The following is a 19,142-nucleotide window of genomic DNA, read 5'->3' on the forward strand; positions in this document are numbered from 1 at the left end:
ATTGCAAGGATTTTTAAATAACACAATTAAATTCCATAAAAATGAGAGAATTAATTAAAGAAGCCATTGTTGATCTAAAAAAGACAGATGGATTTATCTATGTTACTGCAGAAGGTAAAAAAATTGAACTTCATGAAGCTGCTGCCAGAGGGATCGCAGTGACTCCAGTAAACCCAAAGGATGAAGTGATCAAGAAATTAGAAGCTGCTGGTCTATTCTTGACAGATAGTAAATTTGTCAACGAATTGAACGATTTGATCAGTGTACTAAGTGGAGCTGGTTCTTCAAAAGGAGCTGGTAAAAGAAGATCTTTTTCAGATTCTGAGAAAAACAAAATTGTAGAAGAATGGAAAAAAGTAGAAGCTGCTGGAAAGAAAACGAAAGCTGCTTTTGCTAGAGAAATTGGTGTTGGTTATCAGACATTTATCAACTGGTTGAAAAGCTAATTGAATCTAAATGCATAAAAAAAGGCAGCTCGAGAGCTGCCTTTTTTTATGCTTAAATTCCCACTTTGTTATTTCTGATAGTTCCCACTATCATGATAAAACCAAGAATGAAAAAGGCAATAATGCTTAGAAAAAAGGGAGGACTAAAATCTAAGGATGGGAAGGCCAAATTAAACTTTGGAACTTGATATTCGGGTAGTTTATCAAATAAGGATGAAGAATTAGAATCTGCTGGAATGAATACCATGGATCCTATAAATACCACAGCCAATAAGCCCAGGATTAGCTTCCAGGCAAACGAAGAAATTACCGGAGTATAGCTCAGATTAGTTTTGGGCAGTACCTCAATTTTTTTTAGAACTGCCATATGAAACTCCGGTCCCGGAGATTCCATTCCGACTTCCTTGATCCAATTCTTCAGTGGATCTACTTTATTTAGTTCTTCTTGCTTCATGACAGTCCGATTAGCTCATGGTTGCTCAATTTTATTACTGTTTTTTCAAGATTTTTTCGACCCCTAAAAAGCTGGACTTTGATTTTTGATTCTGAACTTCCAGTGATCGATGCAATTTCTTTGATGGATTGATCTTCTAGATAAAATAAAGTCAAAACTACAGCCTCAGATGGATTTAAGAGTTGGATTCCTTTCTTGATCAATTCCGAACGTTCCTGTTGTTCCATGAGTTTCAATCCGTCAGTGAAATCCGGTGGCTCGTCCGAGTGATCCAAAATGTCATCAACCAATGTGAAGTGACGTTTTGTTTTTCTCAATCTCCCCAAACACTCATTGTAAACGATCCGATAAAGCCATGTGGTAAACTTTGATTTGCCTTCAAAGCTGGATAAACATTGGTAAACTCGCACAAAAGAATCCTGTGCAGCCTCTTGAGCTTCTTCGTGATTCTTAAGCATCCGGAGCGCAAGGGTGAACACTAGATTTTGGTGCTTTTGTACGAGCATACCAAAAGCCTGCATGTCGCCTTGCCGCGTAAGTTTAATATAGTGGTGGTCTTCCAGGAATCGCATTCCACATTTAGATGGAGGGGATAAGTAAAAAGTTACAATTTATTTTTTAAATTTTTTTGTAACCTCACAAGAGTCTCCTGCATCCAAAGAGCAAACAAAACAAAAACCACATGCAAGCTGATATCTTAATTCCCCTCATTATTTTCTCCACCCTCTTTGGAGTTGTCTATGTTTACCTCACGACCCGAAATAAAGAAAGACTCGCGCTGATCGAAAGAGGTGCCGATGCGAGTTTATTTAATTCAGGACGTAAAAGAGGATTAGGTTCAATTGTGCTCAATCTCGCGCTATTGGCAATAGGAATTGGTGTTGGCGTATTGGTAGGAGCTGGGCTAAACCAAGGCGGTATGGACGAAGATGTCGCCTTCCCTGCCTGCATATTTATTTTTGGAGGACTGGGCTTGGTTGTTAGCTTTTTTGTCAACCGAAAACTTGAAAAAGAATAGATTTACTCAATCCCGAAAAAACTAGAACCAAAAAATCCAGTTGTTCGCTGAGGCATCAACTGAATTTTTTTATTTGAAAGAATTGACTTTTATAGCTTCAAAATTGAGCTAGGCGCATTTGAAATTCCAGTGCACTACAGGTTTGGAATTCGTCAGCCTCCAAATCATCAAAAATCTCTTCATCGAATTCCATCTCAGTTTTTTCAATTTTGCCATCAGGGTGAACGATCAGCTCTACTCCCGTGAAATCGGTTGGATTCACCATCACGAGCACCTGATAGTCATCGAATACGCGCTTGAAATAGTGTGAAATTGCCTTGGCCATAGGATTTGTTTCAATCTACAAAGCTAACTGATCACTGGTCGCTATTGAAATTATAAGCATTAGTGGAGATGTAAATTACATCTGCCGGTGGTTTTTGGGTGCTTTGGATACGATTAAAGACAAAAACGGCTTGAGCCAGAAAGTCTTTCTCATTTAGAGTTTTAACAGGGCTAATTCCAAAATTTTCCACCGCGAATAAAATGCCATAAGGACCAATTATCTCATAACCAGTTTTAGTTCTTTTTACTTTTAATTTAAAAATATCTCCGTCAACAAACTCAAACCTTGCATTACCCCAAAAATAACTTCCCTTTCCTCTTGCTATTTGGAGTTTAGAATCTTGATCAATTATCCGTGCATGTTTGATTTTACCCGTACTGTAAACGTAGAGAATTCTATAGTTTCGCCCCTCGTGAGACAAGTCCGCATAATTAAACCCCGGGTCCACCTTCATCACGGCCTTGTCCGAGCCCTCTGACTTGAATTTGACTTCGTGCATCGGAGTTTCCCAGATGGGATTTTCTTGTGCTCTGGAGGTTATGGAGAGCAGGGAGAAAATTGCGAAGAGTAAGATTGCCTGTTTCATCGGTTTCTGGGTTAGATTCGGTTTTCTCAACGAATAAATTGGTCACCGTGTTGCCTAATTTTCAGCAATGTTGACTTCCAATTATTATCAATTTTTCATTCTTAATTATTTTTTTTTGAAAAAATTGAAATCATGCTTTGGTAATTCCGATCCATTTCTAAATTTGTGCTTGTCTTATGAAAACAATCGCAACGAAATACTGGTGGTGGCATTCTTCAACTTTCCTAGGGAAAGCTCAGAAAGCCGTTGCCTAAAATTTGCGCAACTACATAGTAAAAGGCTTACTGGATTTCCCGGTAAGCCTTTTTTCATGCCCAAAAATCAATTCCCGAATGAACCACGTCAAATTCCCTATCCTCACCACCTACCGCAAGAGGCTCGCTGATACCATCACACCGGTGAGTATTTATCTGCAGATTCGAGATCGATTTGCCAATCCGATTTTGCTGGAAAGTTCCGATTACCACGGACAGGAGAATAGCTATTCCTTCATTTGCTTCAATCCCTTGGCGAAGTTTAGTTTTAATGCAGGCAAGGTTCAGGAAACACTACCTATTGGACCCGTATTGGAATACGAGGTAAGCGCCAAAAAGAGATTAATGGATTGTCTTAGGGCTTTTGGGAATAAGTTTGACCCGACTCCAGACAAATTCAAGTTTAGCACCAATGGACTCTTTGGCTATATCCAGTATGATACCTTGGCTTATTTTGAGGACATCAAACTTCAAAATACCATGCCAAACGAGACCCCGATGATGCAGTATGCCATGTATCAAAACATCATCGTAGTAGATCATTATAAAAATGAATTGCATCTATTCGAACATCGTGTAGCTGGAGCAGATAATCCCGAGTACATGGATGAAATCGAGACTTTGCTGAATAACAAGAATATTCCAGCCTATTCATTCAAGAAAATCGGAGAGGAAGTTTCTAACTACACCGATGAGCAGTTTCTTAAAATTCTCAACCAAGGTAGGGAGCACTGTTTTCGTGGTGATGTGTTTCAGATAGTTCTTTCACGCAGGTTTACTACTGACTTCAAAGGGGATGAATTTAATGTCTATAGAGCGCTACGATCAGTCAACCCATCACCTTATTTGTTCTATTTCGACTATGGATCATTCAAGGTTTTCGGAAGTTCACCGGAGGCTCAGATCGTGGTGAAAAACCAAAAAGCAACCATTTTCCCAATTGCTGGGACTTTCCGAAGGACTGGAAATGATGCTGAAGATGCCGAATTGGCAAGAAAACTCTATGACGACCCAAAGGAGAATTCCGAGCATGTGATGCTGGTGGATCTGGCCAGAAATGATCTATCCCGATCTTCAGATCGAGTGGAAGTCGATGTGTTCAAGGAGATCCAATACTATTCCCATGTAATCCACCTTGTTTCCAAAGTAACCGGTCATTTGCCGGAGGGAGCCAATCCACTTCAACTCGTGGCTGATACTTTTCCTGCAGGAACTCTCAGCGGAGCGCCTAAATATCGTGCAATGGAGCTTATAGATGAACTGGAAAATACCAGCAGGCAATTCTACGGTGGAGCGATCGGCTATTTAGGTTTCAATGGAGACTTTAACCACGCCATTCTGATCCGATCTTTTGTTTCCGAAAACAATCAACTGAGGTTTCAGGCAGGTGCAGGAGTAGTGGCAAAGTCCTCTATTCCATCCGAACTTCAAGAGGTAGCGAATAAGTTGGAGGCGTTGAGGGTAGCATTGCGCGCAGCTGAAAATATTTGATCCAATTAGACATGAAAATATTAGTTCTCGATAATTACGACTCCTTTACCTACAACTTGGTGTATATCGTGCGTCAGTTGGGATATGGTGCCAATATGGATGTCTTCCGAAATGATAAAATCAGTTTGGAGGACGTCGGAAAGTACGAAAAGATCCTCCTTTCGCCGGGGCCTGGAGTTCCCTCCGAAGCAGGTATCATGCCGGAGTTGCTTAAAAAATATGCGCCTACCAAATCTATTCTTGGTGTTTGTCTGGGACATCAGGCAATTGGTGAAGCTTTTGGAGGCAGCTTGATTAACCTCTCTGAGGTTCTCCATGGAGTCGCTTCTAAAGTGACAGTGCAGAAGGACTTGCTTTTTGAACAAATCCCCGATACATTTAGTATTGGAAGATACCACTCTTGGGTCATTGACGAATCCACCCTTTCGCCTGATCTGGAAGTAATTGCCAGAACACCCGATCACCAAATCATGGCAGTCCGTCACAGGGAGTTCGACGTGCGCGGAGTTCAGTTTCATCCCGAGAGTATCTTGACCGAGAATGGAGTCAGAATTATGCAAAATTGGTTAGAAGCCTAACCTCAAATCGATATCACCCACCCCCAATCCTATGAAAGAGATCCTTAATCAACTGATCGAGCATAAAACGCTCTCCCAGGATCAGGCACGCGAAGTGCTCAAAAATCTGGCGACGGGCTCCTACAATTCGAGCCAGATAGCTGCATTTATGACCGTCTACCTCATGCGAAGTATTACCGTAGAGGAGTTGCAGGGATTTCGTGAGGCGATGCTCGAATTGTGTATTCCTGTGGAAATCAAGGAGTATGACGCTATGGACCTTTGTGGCACTGGAGGAGATGGCAAGGATACCTTTAATATTTCTACGTTGGCATCGTTCATTGTTGCTGGGACTGGTCAGCATGTCGCCAAGCATGGTAACACCGGAGTTTCTTCGATTTGTGGTTCCTCCAATCTCCTGGCATATTTTGGGTATGACTTTACCAATGACATCAGTGAGATCCGCCGATCCCTGGATGAAGCTGGAATTTGTTTTTTGCATGCTCCGCTATTTCATCCTGCGATGAAAAATGTAGCCCCTATCCGAAAAGAACTGGGCGTGAAGACTTTTTTCAACATGCTAGGCCCTATGGTTAACCCAAGCTTTCCCAAAAAACAACTCGTTGGTGTCTTCAGTATGGAATTAGCCCGACTGTATGGCTATCTCTATCAAGAGATGGAAGGGAGGTTTTCCATCCTTCATTCGCTCGATGGATATGATGAAATCTCCCTCACTGGGCCGTTTAAAATGATTTCCAATCAAGGGGAAAAATTACTAAATCCTGAAAACTTAGGGCTTGCTAAGCTGTCAGCTGAAAGTATCGCTGGCGGTACTACCATTCAGGAATCAGCCAAGATTTTTGAATCCATCCTGAGGGGAGAAGGAACCCCCAGCCAAAATTCAGTGGTGATAGCAAATGCCGCCGCCGCATTGGTGACAGCAAAAGAATCTTTGAATTTCTCCGAGGCAGTTGACCAAGCAGAGGAAGTTTTATTGAGTGGTAAAGCGCTTCGTGTATTCCAAGGCCTCGTTAATCCCAAAACTACAGTATCCTTAGTATAAGCAGATCAATGAATATTTTAGAAAAAATCATCGCAGATAAGCAGCGTGAAGTAGCTGAGAAAAGCAGCATTTTGCCCACCAAATTATTGGAACAGAGCATTTACTTCGAGGGGAAAGTGGTCTCGATGAAAAAGTACGTGACTAACCCGGAGAAGTCAGGGATCATCGCAGAATTCAAGCGAAAGTCTCCTTCCAAAGGAATAATCAATGGATCAGCATCGGTAGAGAAAGTCAGCATTGGCTACATGCAGGCAGGTGCTGCTGCGCTCTCGATTTTAACTGACAAAGAGTATTTCGGTGGGACCAATGAAGACTTGAAGACTGCTAGAAAATTTAACTTTTGCCCGCTCCTGCGCAAAGATTTCGTAGTGGATGAATACCAAATCATCGAAGCCAAATCCATCGGAGCGGATTGCATCTTGTTGATTGCAGCGGCCTTGGATCCAGCCAAACTGAAAGATTTAGCAGCTTTTGCAAAAAGCCTTGGACTCGAGATTTTGCTTGAAGTGCACGACGAAGAAGAATTGGAAAAAAGCCTGAACGAAAACGTGGACTTGGTTGGTGTCAATAATAGAAACCTGAAGACTTTTGAGGTTTCCTTGGATACTTCGTTGGCCCTTGTAAATCAGATTCCTTCTGCTTTCGTCAAAATTTCTGAAAGTGGAATTTCTGATCCCAATACTTTGATCCAACTGAAAAAAGCAGGGTTTGATGGGTTTTTGATCGGTGAGAATTTCATGAAATCGGCGAGACCTGAGCAGGCGGCCTACAACTTCATGAAAGAATATCGGAAGCTGTTGGCTGCAATCGAACTGAATAAATTCTGATGGAAATCAAAGTCTGTGGCATGCGGGAACTGGAAAATATCCACGAATTAATCTCTAAAATGAAGCCTGACTGGATGGGATTAATCTTTTATCCCAAATCAGCCCGGTTTGTTTCCGATGAAAAAGCTGCAGAATTGAAAGAAATCCAACTAAAAAAAGTCGGAGTATTTGTCAATGAATCTGAGGAGGAGATGTTGAGAAAGGTAGCGGAGTTCAACCTATCGGCCATTCAGCTCCATGGAAATGAGTCAGTCGAATTAGTAAAAAGTCTTTCGGAAAAGAGCGATTGTGAACTTTGGAAAGTTATTTCTGTAGGAGATCAGGTTGACTGGAAAACTTTGGAGGATTACTTGCCATATGTAAACAAATTTCTTTTTGACACTGCCACTGCAACCCATGGAGGATCGGGAAAGAAATTTGATTGGGAGATTTTGCAAACTTATCCCTTTGACAAAGGCTTTTTATTGAGTGGTGGGTTGGATGACGAAAGCGCAGATGAAGTTTTAGCTTTGCGCCAGCGAATCCCTCAACTTCAAGGCGTAGATCTCAACTCCAAGTTTGAGGATGCTCCGGGATTAAAAAACATTGAAAAGTTGACCCGCTTCAAAAGGCGACTTAATCTCTTGTAAACATTAAAATTGATTTAGGAGCCTGGCTCTAAAAACAATTAACCAATAACACTTAACCATTAACTCACAGCCATGATACGTGTAGATGAAAAAGGCTTTTACGGAAAGTTTGGTGGGGCATACATCCCCGAGATGCTTCATCCCAATATTGAAGAGCTGAGGGAGAATTGGCAATCAATCATAGCCACTGAAGCGTATCAAGTCGAGTTTCAGACCCTTTTGCGTGACTTTGTCGGTCGACCGACGCCTTTGTATTTTGCATCGAGGCTTTCTGAAAAATTCCGCGCTAAAATCTACCTCAAGCGGGAAGACCTTTGCCATACCGGCGCACATAAAGTCAACAATACAGTTGGGCAAATCATTTTGGCCAAAAAGCTTGGGAAAAAGCGAATCATCGCAGAAACCGGTGCTGGTCAGCACGGCGTTGCCACTGCGACTGTCTGTGCATTGATGGGAATGGAATGCACCGTCTATATGGGTTCATTGGACATTGAGCGCCAAAAACCAAATGTGGAACGGATGAAAATACTCGGTGCCAAGGTCGTTCCGGCTACTTCTGGCTCGCAGACATTAAAAGATGCTACCAACGAAGCGATGCGTCAGTGGATCAATAATCCTGTGGATACGCATTACATCATCGGTTCGGTCGTCGGTCCACACCCTTATCCGGAGATGGTGGCCCGATTCCAGTCCGTGATTTCTGAGGAGATCAAATGGCAGCTTATGGAAAAAGAAGGACGCGAAAATCCAGATGCCGTCATCGCCTGTGTGGGTGGTGGATCCAATGCCGCTGGAGCTTTCTACCATTATTACAATACACCTGAAGTGCGCCTGATTGCTGCGGAAGCAGCGGGTTTGGGAGTGAATTCAGGCAAGTCAGCTGCAACGACTGCACTCGGAACTCCTGGGATTTTGCATGGATCAAAGACGATTTTGATGCAAACGGAAGATGGACAGGTTGTAGAGCCACATTCCATTTCTGCAGGTTTGGATTATCCAGGAATCGGCCCGGTACACGCACATTTGTTTGATATTGGAAGGGCTGAATTTGTAGCTGTGGAGGATGAAGATGCGATGAAAGCCGGGATTTTGCTCAGCAGAACTGAGGGAATCATTCCTGCAATAGAGACGGCACATGCTATCCATGCTTTGAACATGATCGAATATCGAAAAGATGACGTGATCGTCATCAACCTCTCTGGAAGAGGTGACAAGGACTTGGAGACCTATATAAAATGGGGGAATTATTGATTTACCAATTGCGGTTTTGGATTTACGACCTCGAAAGGACCACAAGTGTCAAATCCAAAAGAGGACTGAATTTGGTTAATGACTCAACTCTCCTCACCACTCGGTATATCGTAATTCATAAATCGTACTTCTAAAATTAAATTCTCAAGACTTGGAAAGTGAAAAAGGCGCTGACTCTACTTACCACCTCGTAACTCGTAATTCGTAACTCGCATTTAAGAATGAATCGCATACAATACTTATTCAACACTAAAAAGGAACGAGTACTCTCGATCTACTTCACAGCTGGTTTTCCAAGTTTGGAGGATACGCTTCCGATCATGGAGGCGATTCAGGCTGGTGGAGCAGATATCATCGAGGTTGGTGTCCCTTATTCCGATCCCATCGCTGATGGTCCGACGATTCAGGACAGCAATCTAATCGCTTTGGAAAATGGCATGAGCCTGCGGAAACTCTTCGATCAATTGAAAGGTTTTCGGGCAAAAATTCATCTTCCAGTCGTTCTGATGGGTTATCTAAACCCAATCATGCAGTTTGGGATGGAAGATTTTTGCAAAAAATGCAAGGAAGTCGGTATCGATGGTCTCATCCTGCCCGATCTGCCAATGCAACAATATATAGAGGAGTTCAAAGAGCTCTTCGAAGCGTATGGCTTGTTCAACACCTTCCTGATTTCTCCGCAGACTTCCGAAAAGAGAATCCGGGAGATCGATCAAAACTCAAATGGTTTTATTTACATGGTTTCGGCTCATAGCATCACTGGAGCGCGAAGCGGAATCAGCGAAGAACAAATCGCGTATTTCGAGCGGGTCAAAGCTATGAACTTGAAGAATCCACGATTGATCGGTTTTGGAATTTCTGATTCCGAAACATTCACCACAGCCTCCAATTATAGTCAAGGAGCCATTATCGGCTCTGCTTTTATTAAGAAAGTAAAAGAGGCGAAGGATCTGAGTGGAGACATTCAGAAATATATTCAGTCAGTTATTAGTTAATAAATTATCAGGTATTGGTTATTGGTAAAGCATTGATCTGTGGATTAAGGGCAAAAGTTCAGAAGAGGCCAACTCCCTATTTTCAAAGGGGGTAGGGGTATTTCTTAAAATTGCTTTTCAATCTCAAAGCCTATCAAAGACCTCGTAATTCGTACATCGTAATTCGTAAATCAAAATGATTATTCAACTTCAACCCGATATCTCCGATGTCCAAAAGGACAAATTGATCGATCAGGTCAATGGAATCGGCTATAAAACTACCGAAGTCAAAACCCAATTGGGTGACTACTTGATCGGAATCGGAAAGAATGAGTTTGACATCCGGAAAATCGGTCAAATGGATGGAATCAAAGACATCCACATCGTCTCCGATGAATACAAACTGGTATCCAAAAAATGGAAAGCCAAGCCAACCTCCGTCGATTTGGGCGATCAGGTCTATATCAAAGACGGCGAAATGGCCATCATCACCGGACCATGCTCGATCGAGTCAGAAGAGCAAATCCGAAAAGTGGTGGAACACTGCGTGGAAAACGGAATCAAACTGATGCGAGGTGGTGTCTTTAAACCAAGAAGTAGCCCTTATGCCTTTCGTGGATTGGGTTTGGAAGGCTTGAAGCTGTGGCACGATATCGCTAGCAAAGCGGGAATCAAAATCGTGACCGAAGTGATGCAGACTTCTCAAATTGAAGAAATGTATCCTTATGTGGATGTGTATCAAGTGGGCGCTCGAAATTCCCAGAACTTCAACCTACTCGACGAACTAGGAAAAGTGGATAAAGCCGTGATGATCAAACGGGGAATTTCTGGAACAATCGAAGAATTGCTCCAGTCAGCGGAATATGTCTTTTCTGGAGGAAATGAAAAATTGATCCTCTGCGAGCGAGGCATCCGAACCTACGAACGTGCTTCACGAAATACGCTGGATCTGAATGCGATTCCGATTCTGAAAGCCAAATCTCACCTACCGGTGATCGTCGATCCGTCTCATGGAATAGGAATCAGAGCCTACGTGCCTCAGATGGCTTTGGCAGGCGTGATGTCCGGTGCAGACGGAATCATCTATGAATCGCATGAGGTTCCGGAGAAAGCCTATTCTGATGGACAGCAGACACTTGACTTTGCGCAAAGTGCAAGATTGGCGGCTTGGATCAGGGAGAGCTTTGCGATGCGCAAAACTTTCGACCTTTTGTAAAAATAAAATTGTCGATTGACGTACAGCTTCTTAAATTCACACCATGAATCCAACACCAAGAACCTACGTGCATCATTCATATCATCTCCTCCGCTGAGGGAATGGGAATGACTTTGGTTTTTGCTGAAGATATAAAAAGGCCTATTCCGTAACTGGTTTAGGCCTTTTCTAGTTTTAGAAGTAAAAAAAGAAATATAAACCCAAGTGTAAAATGACTAATAAACCTAAAGACTGGGTCTTTACCGACCCAAGATTGAAAGAATTAAGGCAGGACTATGCTGCCTATACAGAGGAGGATTTTAATGTTTGGAAGATTCTTTTCGAGCGGCAGATGCCAAATCTCCCCAAAGCCGCATCAAAGGCATATTTGGAAGGGGTGAAAGCAGTGAAGTTTACCGCCGATCGGATTGCCAATTTTGAGGAACTAAACGAGGTCCTCGTAAATACCACAGGCTGGCAGGTGCAAGTAGTGCCAGGATTGATTGATGACGATTTGTTTTTCGGCTTGCTGCACAATAGGCGATTTCCATCGTCAACTTGGCTACGAAAAATGGAACAACTCGACTACCTCGAGGAGCCAGACATGTTTCACGATGCCTTCGCGCACATGCCTTTGCTGACCAATCAGCCATATGTGGATTTCCTGGAAAAGCTAAGTGGCATCGCGCTGAAGCATATTCAGGACCCTTGGGCGATTCAGTTGCTAAGCCGGATCTACTGGTTTACGATTGAGTTTGGACTCATTCGTGAAAACGGAGAATTGAAAGTCTATGGGGCAGGTATTTTGAGTTCGGCAGGGGAAACGAAGTTTTCGCTTTCTGATGAACCCAAACATTTTCCCTATGATGTCCGGAAAATTATGAATACAGAATACTGGAAAGACCATTTTCAGGATAAATACTGGGTGATCGACAGCTACGAGCAGCTTTTTGATTCCCTGCCTGAGATTGAGGAAGTGCTGGAGGAAATGTTGGCTGAAAAAGAAGCGAGAAATTAGAATCAAGATATTAGACATAAGACTCAAGATGTGGGACATTAGACATTAAGAAGTCTTGCGTCTTGGTTCTTGTGTCTTGATACTTAGAAAATGAAAATAGCAATAATCAAATACAACTCCGGAAACGTCCAATCAGTGCTATATGCCCTTGAGCGACTGGGAGTGGATGCCGAACTCACAGATGACGTGGAAAAAATTCGCTCTGCCGATAAGGTGATCTTTCCCGGTCAAGGCGAAGCAAGTACAGCTATGGCTTATCTTAAAGCCAGAAAACTCGATCAGCTGATCACCGAGTTGAAGCAACCTTTTCTGGGAGTTTGTTTGGGTTTGCAGTTGCTCTGCGAGCATTCAGAGGAAAATGATACGGAATGTCTGGGAATCTTTCCAGTGAAAGTGAAGCGCTTTATTCCGGAGAATTCTCAGGAATTTAAAGTGCCGCATGTAGGTTGGAACGAACTCGAAAACCTAGCTCAAAATCCGCTTTTGACTAATTTACCTGCGAATCCTTTTGTTTACTACGTGCATAGCTTTTATGCTGAAATGAGCGAATACACGATTGCAACCACGCATTATATCCATGACTTCACTGCGATTTTGCATCGGGATAATTACTGGGCGATTCAGGCCCATCCGGAGAAAAGCAGTGTGGTAGGGGAGAAGCTTCTAGAAAACTTCCTAAGTATTTAAGATATTGATGATTTATGATTTTTGATTTACGGTATCCTCGACAACATCAAATTTAATTTCCATGGATTTAACTCTTGGTAAGTAGGTTTTAGAGTCAAAGTGGCCTCGTAAATCGTAATTCGTAAATCGTAATTCCATATCTAATTTTCCAATATTCAAAAATTTCAATCTTCCAATGCACATCATTCCCGCCATCGACCTCATCGGAGGCAAATGCGTCCGACTCAGTCAGGGCGACTACAGCAGCAAAAAAGAATACCATGACGATCCGCTAGAAATGGCCAAGCGCTTTGAAGGAGTGGGAATTCGGCGACTACATCTGGTGGATTTGGATGGAGCCAAAGCTAAAAAAATCATCAATGGAGCCGTTTTGGAGCGAATATGTGCCGGAACTTCCCTTCAGGTTGACTTTGGGGGAGGAATACAAGCTGATCAAGAGATTGAGAAAGCGTTTTCCCTGGGGGCCAAGCAAGTGACAGGAGGAAGTATAGCCGTGAAGAATCCCCTGCTTTTCGACGAATGGATTAGCAAGTATGGTTCAGAGAAGATTATTCTTGGCGCTGACGCAAAAGATAAGATGATTGCTGTCGGAGGTTGGGAAGAGACCACCACAGCAGAACTTATCCCTTTTATCAAAGGCTATGTAGCAAAAGGTCTAAGCTATGTGATCTGTACCGATGTAGCCAAAGATGGCTTACTTCAAGGTCCTTCAGTTGAACTCTATCAGGAGATTTTGCAAGAAATTCCTGGCTTAAAATTGATTGCCAGTGGAGGTGTGTCTTCCGTCAAAGACCTGGAAGATTTGGAGAAATGCGGAGTCTATGGAGCTATAGTTGGAAAAGCCTATTATGAAGGAAGGGTGACGCTGGAGGAACTGGCAGCCTTTTAAGTTACGATTTACGAATGACGATTTACGAGATTGTTAGGATCCACAAACCCCAAATTCAAAGGTTTTGATTTCCTGTTTTAGGATTGAAGTTCAGCATGATGTCGTAAATCAAAAATCGTAAATCGTAAATTTTCTAATATCGAACACCGAACTTCGAATGAAGAATAATGAAGTTTTGAATACTATAAAATGCTAACAAAGAGAATCATTCCCTGCCTCGATATCAAAGACGGCCGAACGGTCAAAGGAGTTAATTTTGTCCAACTTCGGGACGCAGGCGATCCTGTCGAGTTGGCAAAAATCTACTCGGATGAAGGAGCGGACGAACTCGTGTTTTTGGACATCACGGCCACAGTGGATAAGCGCAAGACGCTTGCTGAACTGGTGACCAAAGTGGCCAAAGCGATCAATATTCCTTTTACAGTCGGTGGCGGAATCTCCTCGGTGGAGGACGTGAAAGTCTTGCTTAACGCCGGAGCTGATAAGATTTCTATTAATTCTTCTGCTGTGAACAATCCGGATGTCATTGATGAGATGGCTAGTGAGTTTGGTTCGCAGTGCATTGTGGTAGCGATCGATTCACGGAATGTGGACGGCTTGGATTTTGTCCATACCCATGGTGGACGGAAAGCAACTTTGCTCAGAACTCAAGCTTGGGCCAAGGAAGTAGCAGATCGTGGGGCTGGCGAAATATTGCTTACTTCCATGGACCATGATGGCACCAAGGGTGGATTTGCCAATGAGATTTTGGCAGAGATTTCTTCCGCCTTGTCCATTCCGGTCATCGCCTCAGGAGGTGCAGGGACCATGTCGCATTTCAAAGATGTTTTTACCTTTGGGAAAGCGGATGCAGCATTGGCTGCAAGTATTTTCCACTTCAAGGAAATCCCGATTCCGGAGTTGAAGGAATATTTGATTGGTGAAGGAATTAGTATCAGGAAATAATTGGAAATACGGTTGAAATACACTTGGTGAAATATGCTTCGCGAAATACTGTTGAAATAAAGCCCGATAAATCGGGCTGAAATAAATGGATAAAAGATCAGTGGTGATTATTTCACCCTAACTTGTCAGGTTTTATTTCTATCGTATTTCAACTGTCTTTCTATTCCAATAATTCAGAAAACTACAAAATAATGAAAATCGACTTCGATAAAATGAATGGCCTCGTTCCGGCAATTGTACAAGATGCCCTTAGCGGGAAAGTCCTAATGCAAGGGTATATGAACGAGGAAGCTTTTGCTAAAACCCAAGAGACCGGAATGGTGACTTTTTTCTCCCGAAGCAAAAACCGACTTTGGACTAAGGGAGAGACATCCGGTAATTTCATGGAGTTGGTTTCATTGGTTGAGGACTGTGATGGGGATTCCATTTTAGTTAAAGCAAATCCAAAGGGCCCAGTTTGTCATACCGGAGCAGATACTTGTTTTGCGGAGGAGAATTCTTCCAAGACGGCATTTATTGATCACCTCAGAACAATCATCAAAGACCGAAAAAACAACCCTACCGAGAAATCTTACACAGCTTCGCTTTTTGCCAAAGGCATCAATAAGATTGCCCAAAAAGTAGGCGAGGAAGCCGTGGAAATCGTCATCGAAGCGAAAGATGACAACAAGGAACTTTTCTTAGGTGAGGCGGCGGATCTTCTTTTTCATTACCTGATTTTGTTGGAAGCAAAAGGCTATGAACTTGATGAGGTTATGGAGGTGCTCATTGAGCGGCATAAAAAATGAGCCGCATTGTAATATTTATCTAAGAATCAATTTGTTCAAAAGTATGTTTTTCGAGGTGATCGGTTAACTTTAATATAAAATAAAAAAATAATGGATCTAATTTCAAGAATTACTGTTGAAGCTGAAATTTGCCATGGTAAACCTTGCATTAGAGGAATGAGATGGCCAGTCGAAGTTATTTTGGATATGTTGGGTTCAGGAATGACAATTCAGGAAATTTTGGAAGATCATCCCGAATTAGAGCGTGAGGATATTTTTGCTTCACTTCAATTTGCTAAACTTTCTCTTTCAGGTACATCCTTGACTGAGTTAGCTTCATGAAGTTTTGTGTGACGTTCATATTTCATACAAACTTGTCAACTTTTTGAATTCCCAAGGGTATATAGCAATTCATGTTAATTCAATTTTAGAGGGATCAGAAACCAAAGATTCCGCAATTTCTGATTACGCCGATGAACATGATTTTATTTTGATTTCAAAAAGATGCTGATTTTAAAATAAGTTATCTAATCAAAAAGAAACCCCTTAAACTTATAAAAGTAAATCTTGGAAATGTCTCCAACAAGATGCTTCTAGAATTGTTTAGTAAGAAGTTGGAGTTGATTAGGAAATTGGAATTTAAACCATCCTTCATGCTCGAAATAGGGCTTGAATCTCAATTTTTCGTTGAATAAAAAAGCCCGGTCAATTAACCGGGCTTTGTTGTTTTAGAATGCTGGAAACTCCTGCTGCAATCCCTTGAATGCGTCAATCATTTCCCACTTTGGTCTGTAGAAGGTGTTCATAATTCTCCCGGAGATAGATCCATTTTGAACGTACTGCAAAGCAGCGGCTAATCGCAAGTCTTGGGTATCTCCCCAGTCAAACTGCGGGGAATCTCCTACACTGAAATTTGCCGGGAAACCATCGAAATACTCTGCTTTTCCTTCGGCATTTGCTGTGGCAAACGTGATCGGTACAAGCTCCACGTTATTTTCAACCAATACTCGGTTGAACTGGGAAAGCGGAAAGGATCCCACTGGCTTGCCGAAGGTATTATCTCCGATCAGAATCACATCTAAGTAAGGATCTAAATTGTTGATGACCAGTTCGGAAGCAGAAGCAGATCCTCTGGAGGTAATGAAGATCACTCTGGACAATTCTAGATTGCCGATTTTTGAGAAATTTTCAGAGGAATTCTGACTGGTTTTGGTAGAATTGAGCTTGTTGGTGTACATCAATTTACCTGAATTGGATGCTTGGATCAGGTAGTTGGAAATTTGCTCAGCTACGGCAACAGAGCCGCCACCGTTGTACCTTAAGTCAATAATCAACTCATTGATCCCTTGGCTCTGGAAAAACTCCATCGAAGAAGTGACTTCGGCACTCCGAGTTGGACTCAGACCAGCAGTAGCTTTGAAACTTTGGTATGCCCAATACCCCACTTTTTTACCCCCCACATCAAATACTTTTTGCTCCAATACGGAGTTTGACTGGTATTCAGCCTTTACATTAGTCCGGGTAGTGGTGCTGCCATCGGGAAGTTTGAACGTGAAAGTGTTGCTGATTCCAGGGTCTGAAGTTCCAAGCTTGAAGTCATAGCCCCCAGTACTTGTTTTGTAATCGGCGATTGGTTTCCCATTGATTTGAGTGATTTCCCAGCCTCGTTTCCAACCGTCTTTTCCGGCAGGAGATTCGTCAAACACGAAAGAAATGTAGAGCTTTTCATCTTCGGTAAAGGCAAAACCAAATCCATGACCTGCATTTCTTCCGACGAAGGAATTGTTGAAAGCTTCCTGAGTGGTGAGGTACGAAAATCGATCCAATGGCTTGAAAATAATGCCATCAAGAAAATCGTCATTCGTAGGGAAGTCAGCAAAATCCACCTCAGCTGGAAGTTCCTGATTCCAGAAATACCATTCATTCATGGTATCAAAAATGGCTTTTTTAACTTCCTGACCTGGAGCTACTGGAGTCGGGTCGTCTTTTGGTTCGCATCCCCACCCCAACAAAATCACCAATCCGATAATCCAATTTAACTTTCTCATATATCCTTGGTCTAAAGCCTGAATCATTTACGCAATTTCCCTTGACAAGGGTTTGACTTAAATTGCGATGTCGTAAACTTTAACGGTTTTCCACATGTGGGAGTATTTTTCAATAAACTCTAGGTGCAATGGGTCGACTTGATAAGCTGCCTGAGCTTCCAGCGAATCAAAAAACAAGGTACAAGATACATGGAAGCTGTGATCGACCACTTCGCGTTTTGCTGTAGGCGCAGGAGTACCCATGATAAAATTTGCTACGTCTTTGCACCGGCCCAGCATAGGAGCGGCATCAGACATAAATTCTTTCAAATCGGAATCTTTGTGTAACCAAAAGTAAACTTGGTGAATCATTTTTTGTGCAGGCATGATTGAAGCGATTGTGTTAAAAGGTAAAATGGCCGAGGCACTCGCCAGACCTAAGGTTTGAATTACTTTTCTTCTGGATGTCATTGGGTTTTTGCAGTCGATAGCTGCGTTTAACAGGTTTGATTTAAGGTGCTCTAAATGAGTTTTAAAGATAAAACTTTAAATTACTTTAAATAACCTTGATTTTTATTCTGATGTGCTGAAGTTAAAAAGTCACTTGTCTTTTTACCCAAAACTAGATTTTAATCCAATGACTATTCTGTTCAATCTGACAAAAGTAGCGCTGACTTTGATCGCTTTATTGATCTTTTCAAAACTCAGTTTTGGACAGAATTCAAGCCTCTTTGAAAGGGTGGAAATCCTGGAAATGACCCTGAAAGGCGATGTCAAAGGAGTATTGAAGAATACAAAGGGCGATCCCACTTACTTTGATTTTACTTTTGGATACTCAATGCAAGATGGTGAATCCGCAATGATTCCGATCCGAGTCAGAACTCGGGGGCATTTTAGAAGAGAAATGAATTTCTGTACCTATCCTCCCCTTTTGCTTAATTTTTCAAAAAAAGAGACGGAGAATACTATTTTTTCGAGCCAGAATAAGCTGAAATTGGTACTGCCTTGCCAAGGTGAACGCTATGTGATCCGTGAGTATTTCGCCTATAAATTGTATAATCTACTCACCCCGCTGAGCTTTAAGGTAAGATTGGTTCGGCTTAGGTTGGTGGATCAATCAGAAAATGCGAAGACCTATGAATCGTTTTTGGGGTTTTTGATTGAAGATGAGGACCATTTAGCTGAACGAAATCAGATGAATATTTTGGACAAAGATTTGGTGAGCCCTGAGCGTATAGTGGAAGAAGATTTTTTCCGAATGGCCGTTTTTCAATACCTCATCGGGAATACGGATTGGTCGATTCAATTCCGTCAAAATATCAAATTGATGCATGCTGGGGAGCATGAGAGACCCATTGCTGTTCCGTATGATTTCGACCACGCAGGAATTGTCCGGGCACCCTATGCCAATCCTGCTCCTGAACTGAAACTGGCTTCGGTCACAGATAGAAGGTATCGGGGCTATTGTGTGGAGGAAATGGAGGCTTTTCAAAAAGTGTTCTCTGAATTCCTTGCAAAGAAGGATGAAATTTATTCCCTGTATACGAAAAGCGAACTTTTGGACGAAAAGTATGTCAAATTCTCTACTAGATTTTTGGATGGGTTTTATGATGCCATCACCAATCCCAAGCGGGCAGCCATGGACTTTCAATATCCCTGTCTTTCGGATGGTACCGGGAATATTGTTATTAAAGGCTTGAATTAGTAAAAGGGGAAGATTTGGCTTAAGCTGGTATGAA

24 protein-coding genes are annotated in these 19,142 nt (G+C 42.2%); 18 read left to right on the forward strand and 6 right to left on the reverse strand.

Going from position 1 to position 19,142, the window contains the following annotated elements; all coding sequences use genetic code 11:
* The first annotated feature begins 41 nt into the window (after positions 1-41).
* Positions 42-446 (forward strand): hypothetical protein, encoded by a 405-nt coding sequence (locus tag DK188_RS15850; protein WP_111671812.1) that lies wholly within the window; start codon positions 42-44, stop codon positions 444-446.
* Between the two features lie 52 nt (positions 447-498).
* On the opposite strand, the gene DK188_RS15855 is transcribed toward DK188_RS15850, so the two are convergent.
* Together DK188_RS15855 and DK188_RS15860 are read right to left on the reverse strand one after the other, a co-directional pair.
* Positions 499-900 carry a hypothetical protein gene (locus tag DK188_RS15855; protein ID WP_111671813.1) on the reverse strand — a complete coding sequence of 134 codons (402 nt, stop codon included), beginning with the start codon at positions 898-900 and terminating at the stop codon, positions 499-501.
* The gene (locus DK188_RS15860) at positions 897-1,472 is read right to left on the reverse strand and encodes an RNA polymerase sigma factor (protein WP_111671814.1); all 576 of its coding nucleotides are present in this window, start codon (positions 1,470-1,472) and stop codon (positions 897-899) included. The genes DK188_RS15855 and DK188_RS15860 overlap by 4 nt, the downstream gene beginning before the upstream one ends.
* Before the next feature lie 110 nt (positions 1,473-1,582).
* On the opposite strand from DK188_RS15860, the gene DK188_RS15865 reads away from it, so the two are divergent.
* Positions 1,583-1,918, forward strand: a complete 336-nt coding sequence (locus DK188_RS15865) for a DUF6249 domain-containing protein (protein WP_111671815.1) — start codon at positions 1,583-1,585, stop codon at positions 1,916-1,918.
* Positions 1,919-2,015: 97 nt separating this feature from the next.
* On the opposite strand, the gene DK188_RS15870 is transcribed toward DK188_RS15865, so the two are convergent.
* Entirely contained in the window at positions 2,016-2,243 is a 228-nt protein-coding gene (locus tag DK188_RS15870) for a hypothetical protein (RefSeq protein ID WP_111671816.1), read from the reverse strand.
* Positions 2,244-2,274: 31 nt separating this feature from the next.
* Positions 2,275-2,829 carry a hypothetical protein gene (locus DK188_RS15875; protein ID WP_111671817.1) on the reverse strand — a complete coding sequence of 185 codons (555 nt, stop codon included), beginning with the start codon at positions 2,827-2,829 and terminating at the stop codon, positions 2,275-2,277.
* Between the two features lie 332 nt (positions 2,830-3,161).
* Between DK188_RS15875 and DK188_RS15880 the strand changes: the two genes are divergently transcribed.
* The 15 genes from DK188_RS15880 to DK188_RS21845 all read left to right on the forward strand — a co-directional run bounded on the left by DK188_RS15880 (position 3,162) and on the right by DK188_RS21845 (position 15,887).
* Complete coding sequence (locus tag DK188_RS15880; RefSeq protein ID WP_111671818.1) at positions 3,162-4,574, forward strand: anthranilate synthase component I family protein; 1,413 nt, start codon at positions 3,162-3,164, stop codon at positions 4,572-4,574.
* An 11-nt stretch (positions 4,575-4,585) separates the two neighbouring features.
* On the forward strand, positions 4,586-5,152 hold the full coding sequence (locus DK188_RS15885; RefSeq protein ID WP_111671819.1) for an anthranilate synthase component II: 567 nt from the start codon (positions 4,586-4,588) through the stop codon (positions 5,150-5,152).
* Positions 5,153-5,183: 31 nt separating this feature from the next.
* Complete coding sequence (trpD, locus tag DK188_RS15890) at positions 5,184-6,194, forward strand: anthranilate phosphoribosyltransferase (RefSeq protein ID WP_111671820.1); 1,011 nt, start codon at positions 5,184-5,186, stop codon at positions 6,192-6,194.
* Between the two features lie 8 nt (positions 6,195-6,202).
* Positions 6,203-7,021 carry an indole-3-glycerol phosphate synthase TrpC gene (gene trpC / locus DK188_RS15895; protein ID WP_111671821.1) on the forward strand — a complete coding sequence of 273 codons (819 nt, stop codon included), beginning with the start codon at positions 6,203-6,205 and terminating at the stop codon, positions 7,019-7,021.
* A complete protein-coding gene (locus DK188_RS15900; protein ID WP_111671822.1) occupies positions 7,021-7,650 on the forward strand; it encodes a phosphoribosylanthranilate isomerase in 630 nt (209 codons plus the stop codon). The genes trpC and DK188_RS15900 overlap by 1 nt, the downstream gene beginning before the upstream one ends.
* A 72-nt stretch (positions 7,651-7,722) precedes the next feature.
* The gene (trpB, locus tag DK188_RS15905) at positions 7,723-8,901 is read left to right on the forward strand and encodes a tryptophan synthase subunit beta (protein WP_111671823.1); all 1,179 of its coding nucleotides are present in this window, start codon (positions 7,723-7,725) and stop codon (positions 8,899-8,901) included.
* 221 nt (positions 8,902-9,122) lie between these two features.
* Positions 9,123-9,896, forward strand: coding sequence for a tryptophan synthase subunit alpha (gene trpA / locus DK188_RS15910; RefSeq protein WP_111671824.1), 774 nt, complete (start codon positions 9,123-9,125; stop codon positions 9,894-9,896).
* A gap of 175 nt (positions 9,897-10,071) precedes the next feature.
* A complete protein-coding gene (locus DK188_RS15915; RefSeq protein ID WP_111671825.1) occupies positions 10,072-11,091 on the forward strand; it encodes a bifunctional 3-deoxy-7-phosphoheptulonate synthase/chorismate mutase in 1,020 nt (339 codons plus the stop codon).
* Between the two features lie 211 nt (positions 11,092-11,302).
* Positions 11,303-12,088, forward strand: a complete 786-nt coding sequence (locus DK188_RS15920; RefSeq protein ID WP_111671826.1) for a phenylalanine 4-monooxygenase — start codon at positions 11,303-11,305, stop codon at positions 12,086-12,088.
* Positions 12,089-12,178: 90 nt separating this feature from the next.
* Entirely contained in the window at positions 12,179-12,775 is a 597-nt protein-coding gene (gene hisH, locus DK188_RS15925; protein ID WP_111671827.1) for an imidazole glycerol phosphate synthase subunit HisH, read from the forward strand.
* A 175-nt stretch (positions 12,776-12,950) separates the two neighbouring features.
* Positions 12,951-13,664: a 1-(5-phosphoribosyl)-5-[(5-phosphoribosylamino)methylideneamino]imidazole-4-carboxamide isomerase gene (gene hisA / locus DK188_RS15930; RefSeq protein ID WP_111671828.1), complete on the forward strand. Its 714-nt coding sequence runs from the start codon at positions 12,951-12,953 to the stop codon at positions 13,662-13,664.
* A gap of 189 nt (positions 13,665-13,853) precedes the next feature.
* Positions 13,854-14,609 (forward strand): imidazole glycerol phosphate synthase subunit HisF, encoded by a 756-nt coding sequence (gene hisF / locus DK188_RS15935; RefSeq protein WP_111671829.1) that lies wholly within the window; start codon positions 13,854-13,856, stop codon positions 14,607-14,609.
* A gap of 152 nt (positions 14,610-14,761) precedes the next feature.
* A complete protein-coding gene (gene hisIE, locus DK188_RS15940; RefSeq protein WP_262512139.1) occupies positions 14,762-15,397 on the forward strand; it encodes a bifunctional phosphoribosyl-AMP cyclohydrolase/phosphoribosyl-ATP diphosphatase HisIE in 636 nt (211 codons plus the stop codon).
* A gap of 90 nt (positions 15,398-15,487) precedes the next feature.
* Positions 15,488-15,718, forward strand: a complete 231-nt coding sequence (locus DK188_RS15945) for a DUF433 domain-containing protein (protein ID WP_111671830.1) — start codon at positions 15,488-15,490, stop codon at positions 15,716-15,718.
* A 4-nt stretch (positions 15,719-15,722) separates the two neighbouring features.
* Positions 15,723-15,887: a DUF5615 family PIN-like protein gene (locus tag DK188_RS21845; protein WP_157963255.1), complete on the forward strand. Its 165-nt coding sequence runs from the start codon at positions 15,723-15,725 to the stop codon at positions 15,885-15,887.
* A 217-nt stretch (positions 15,888-16,104) separates the two neighbouring features.
* On the opposite strand, the gene DK188_RS15950 is transcribed toward DK188_RS21845, so the two are convergent.
* Both DK188_RS15950 and DK188_RS15955 read right to left on the reverse strand, forming a co-directional pair.
* Positions 16,105-17,424, reverse strand: coding sequence for a S41 family peptidase (locus DK188_RS15950; RefSeq protein ID WP_111671923.1), 1,320 nt, complete (start codon positions 17,422-17,424; stop codon positions 16,105-16,107).
* Positions 17,425-17,481: 57 nt separating this feature from the next.
* The gene (locus DK188_RS15955) at positions 17,482-17,874 is read right to left on the reverse strand and encodes a Dabb family protein (RefSeq protein ID WP_111671831.1); all 393 of its coding nucleotides are present in this window, start codon (positions 17,872-17,874) and stop codon (positions 17,482-17,484) included.
* 166 nt (positions 17,875-18,040) lie between these two features.
* Between DK188_RS15955 and DK188_RS15960 the strand changes: the two genes are divergently transcribed.
* The gene (locus tag DK188_RS15960; RefSeq protein ID WP_111671832.1) at positions 18,041-19,108 is read left to right on the forward strand and encodes a hypothetical protein; all 1,068 of its coding nucleotides are present in this window, start codon (positions 18,041-18,043) and stop codon (positions 19,106-19,108) included.
* Positions 19,109-19,142: the final 34 nt, after the last annotated feature.

Origin of the sequence: Algoriphagus litoralis (assembly GCF_003259255.1) — a bacterium.
Classification (GTDB): Bacteria; Bacteroidota; Bacteroidia; order Cytophagales; family Cyclobacteriaceae; genus Algoriphagus; species Algoriphagus litoralis.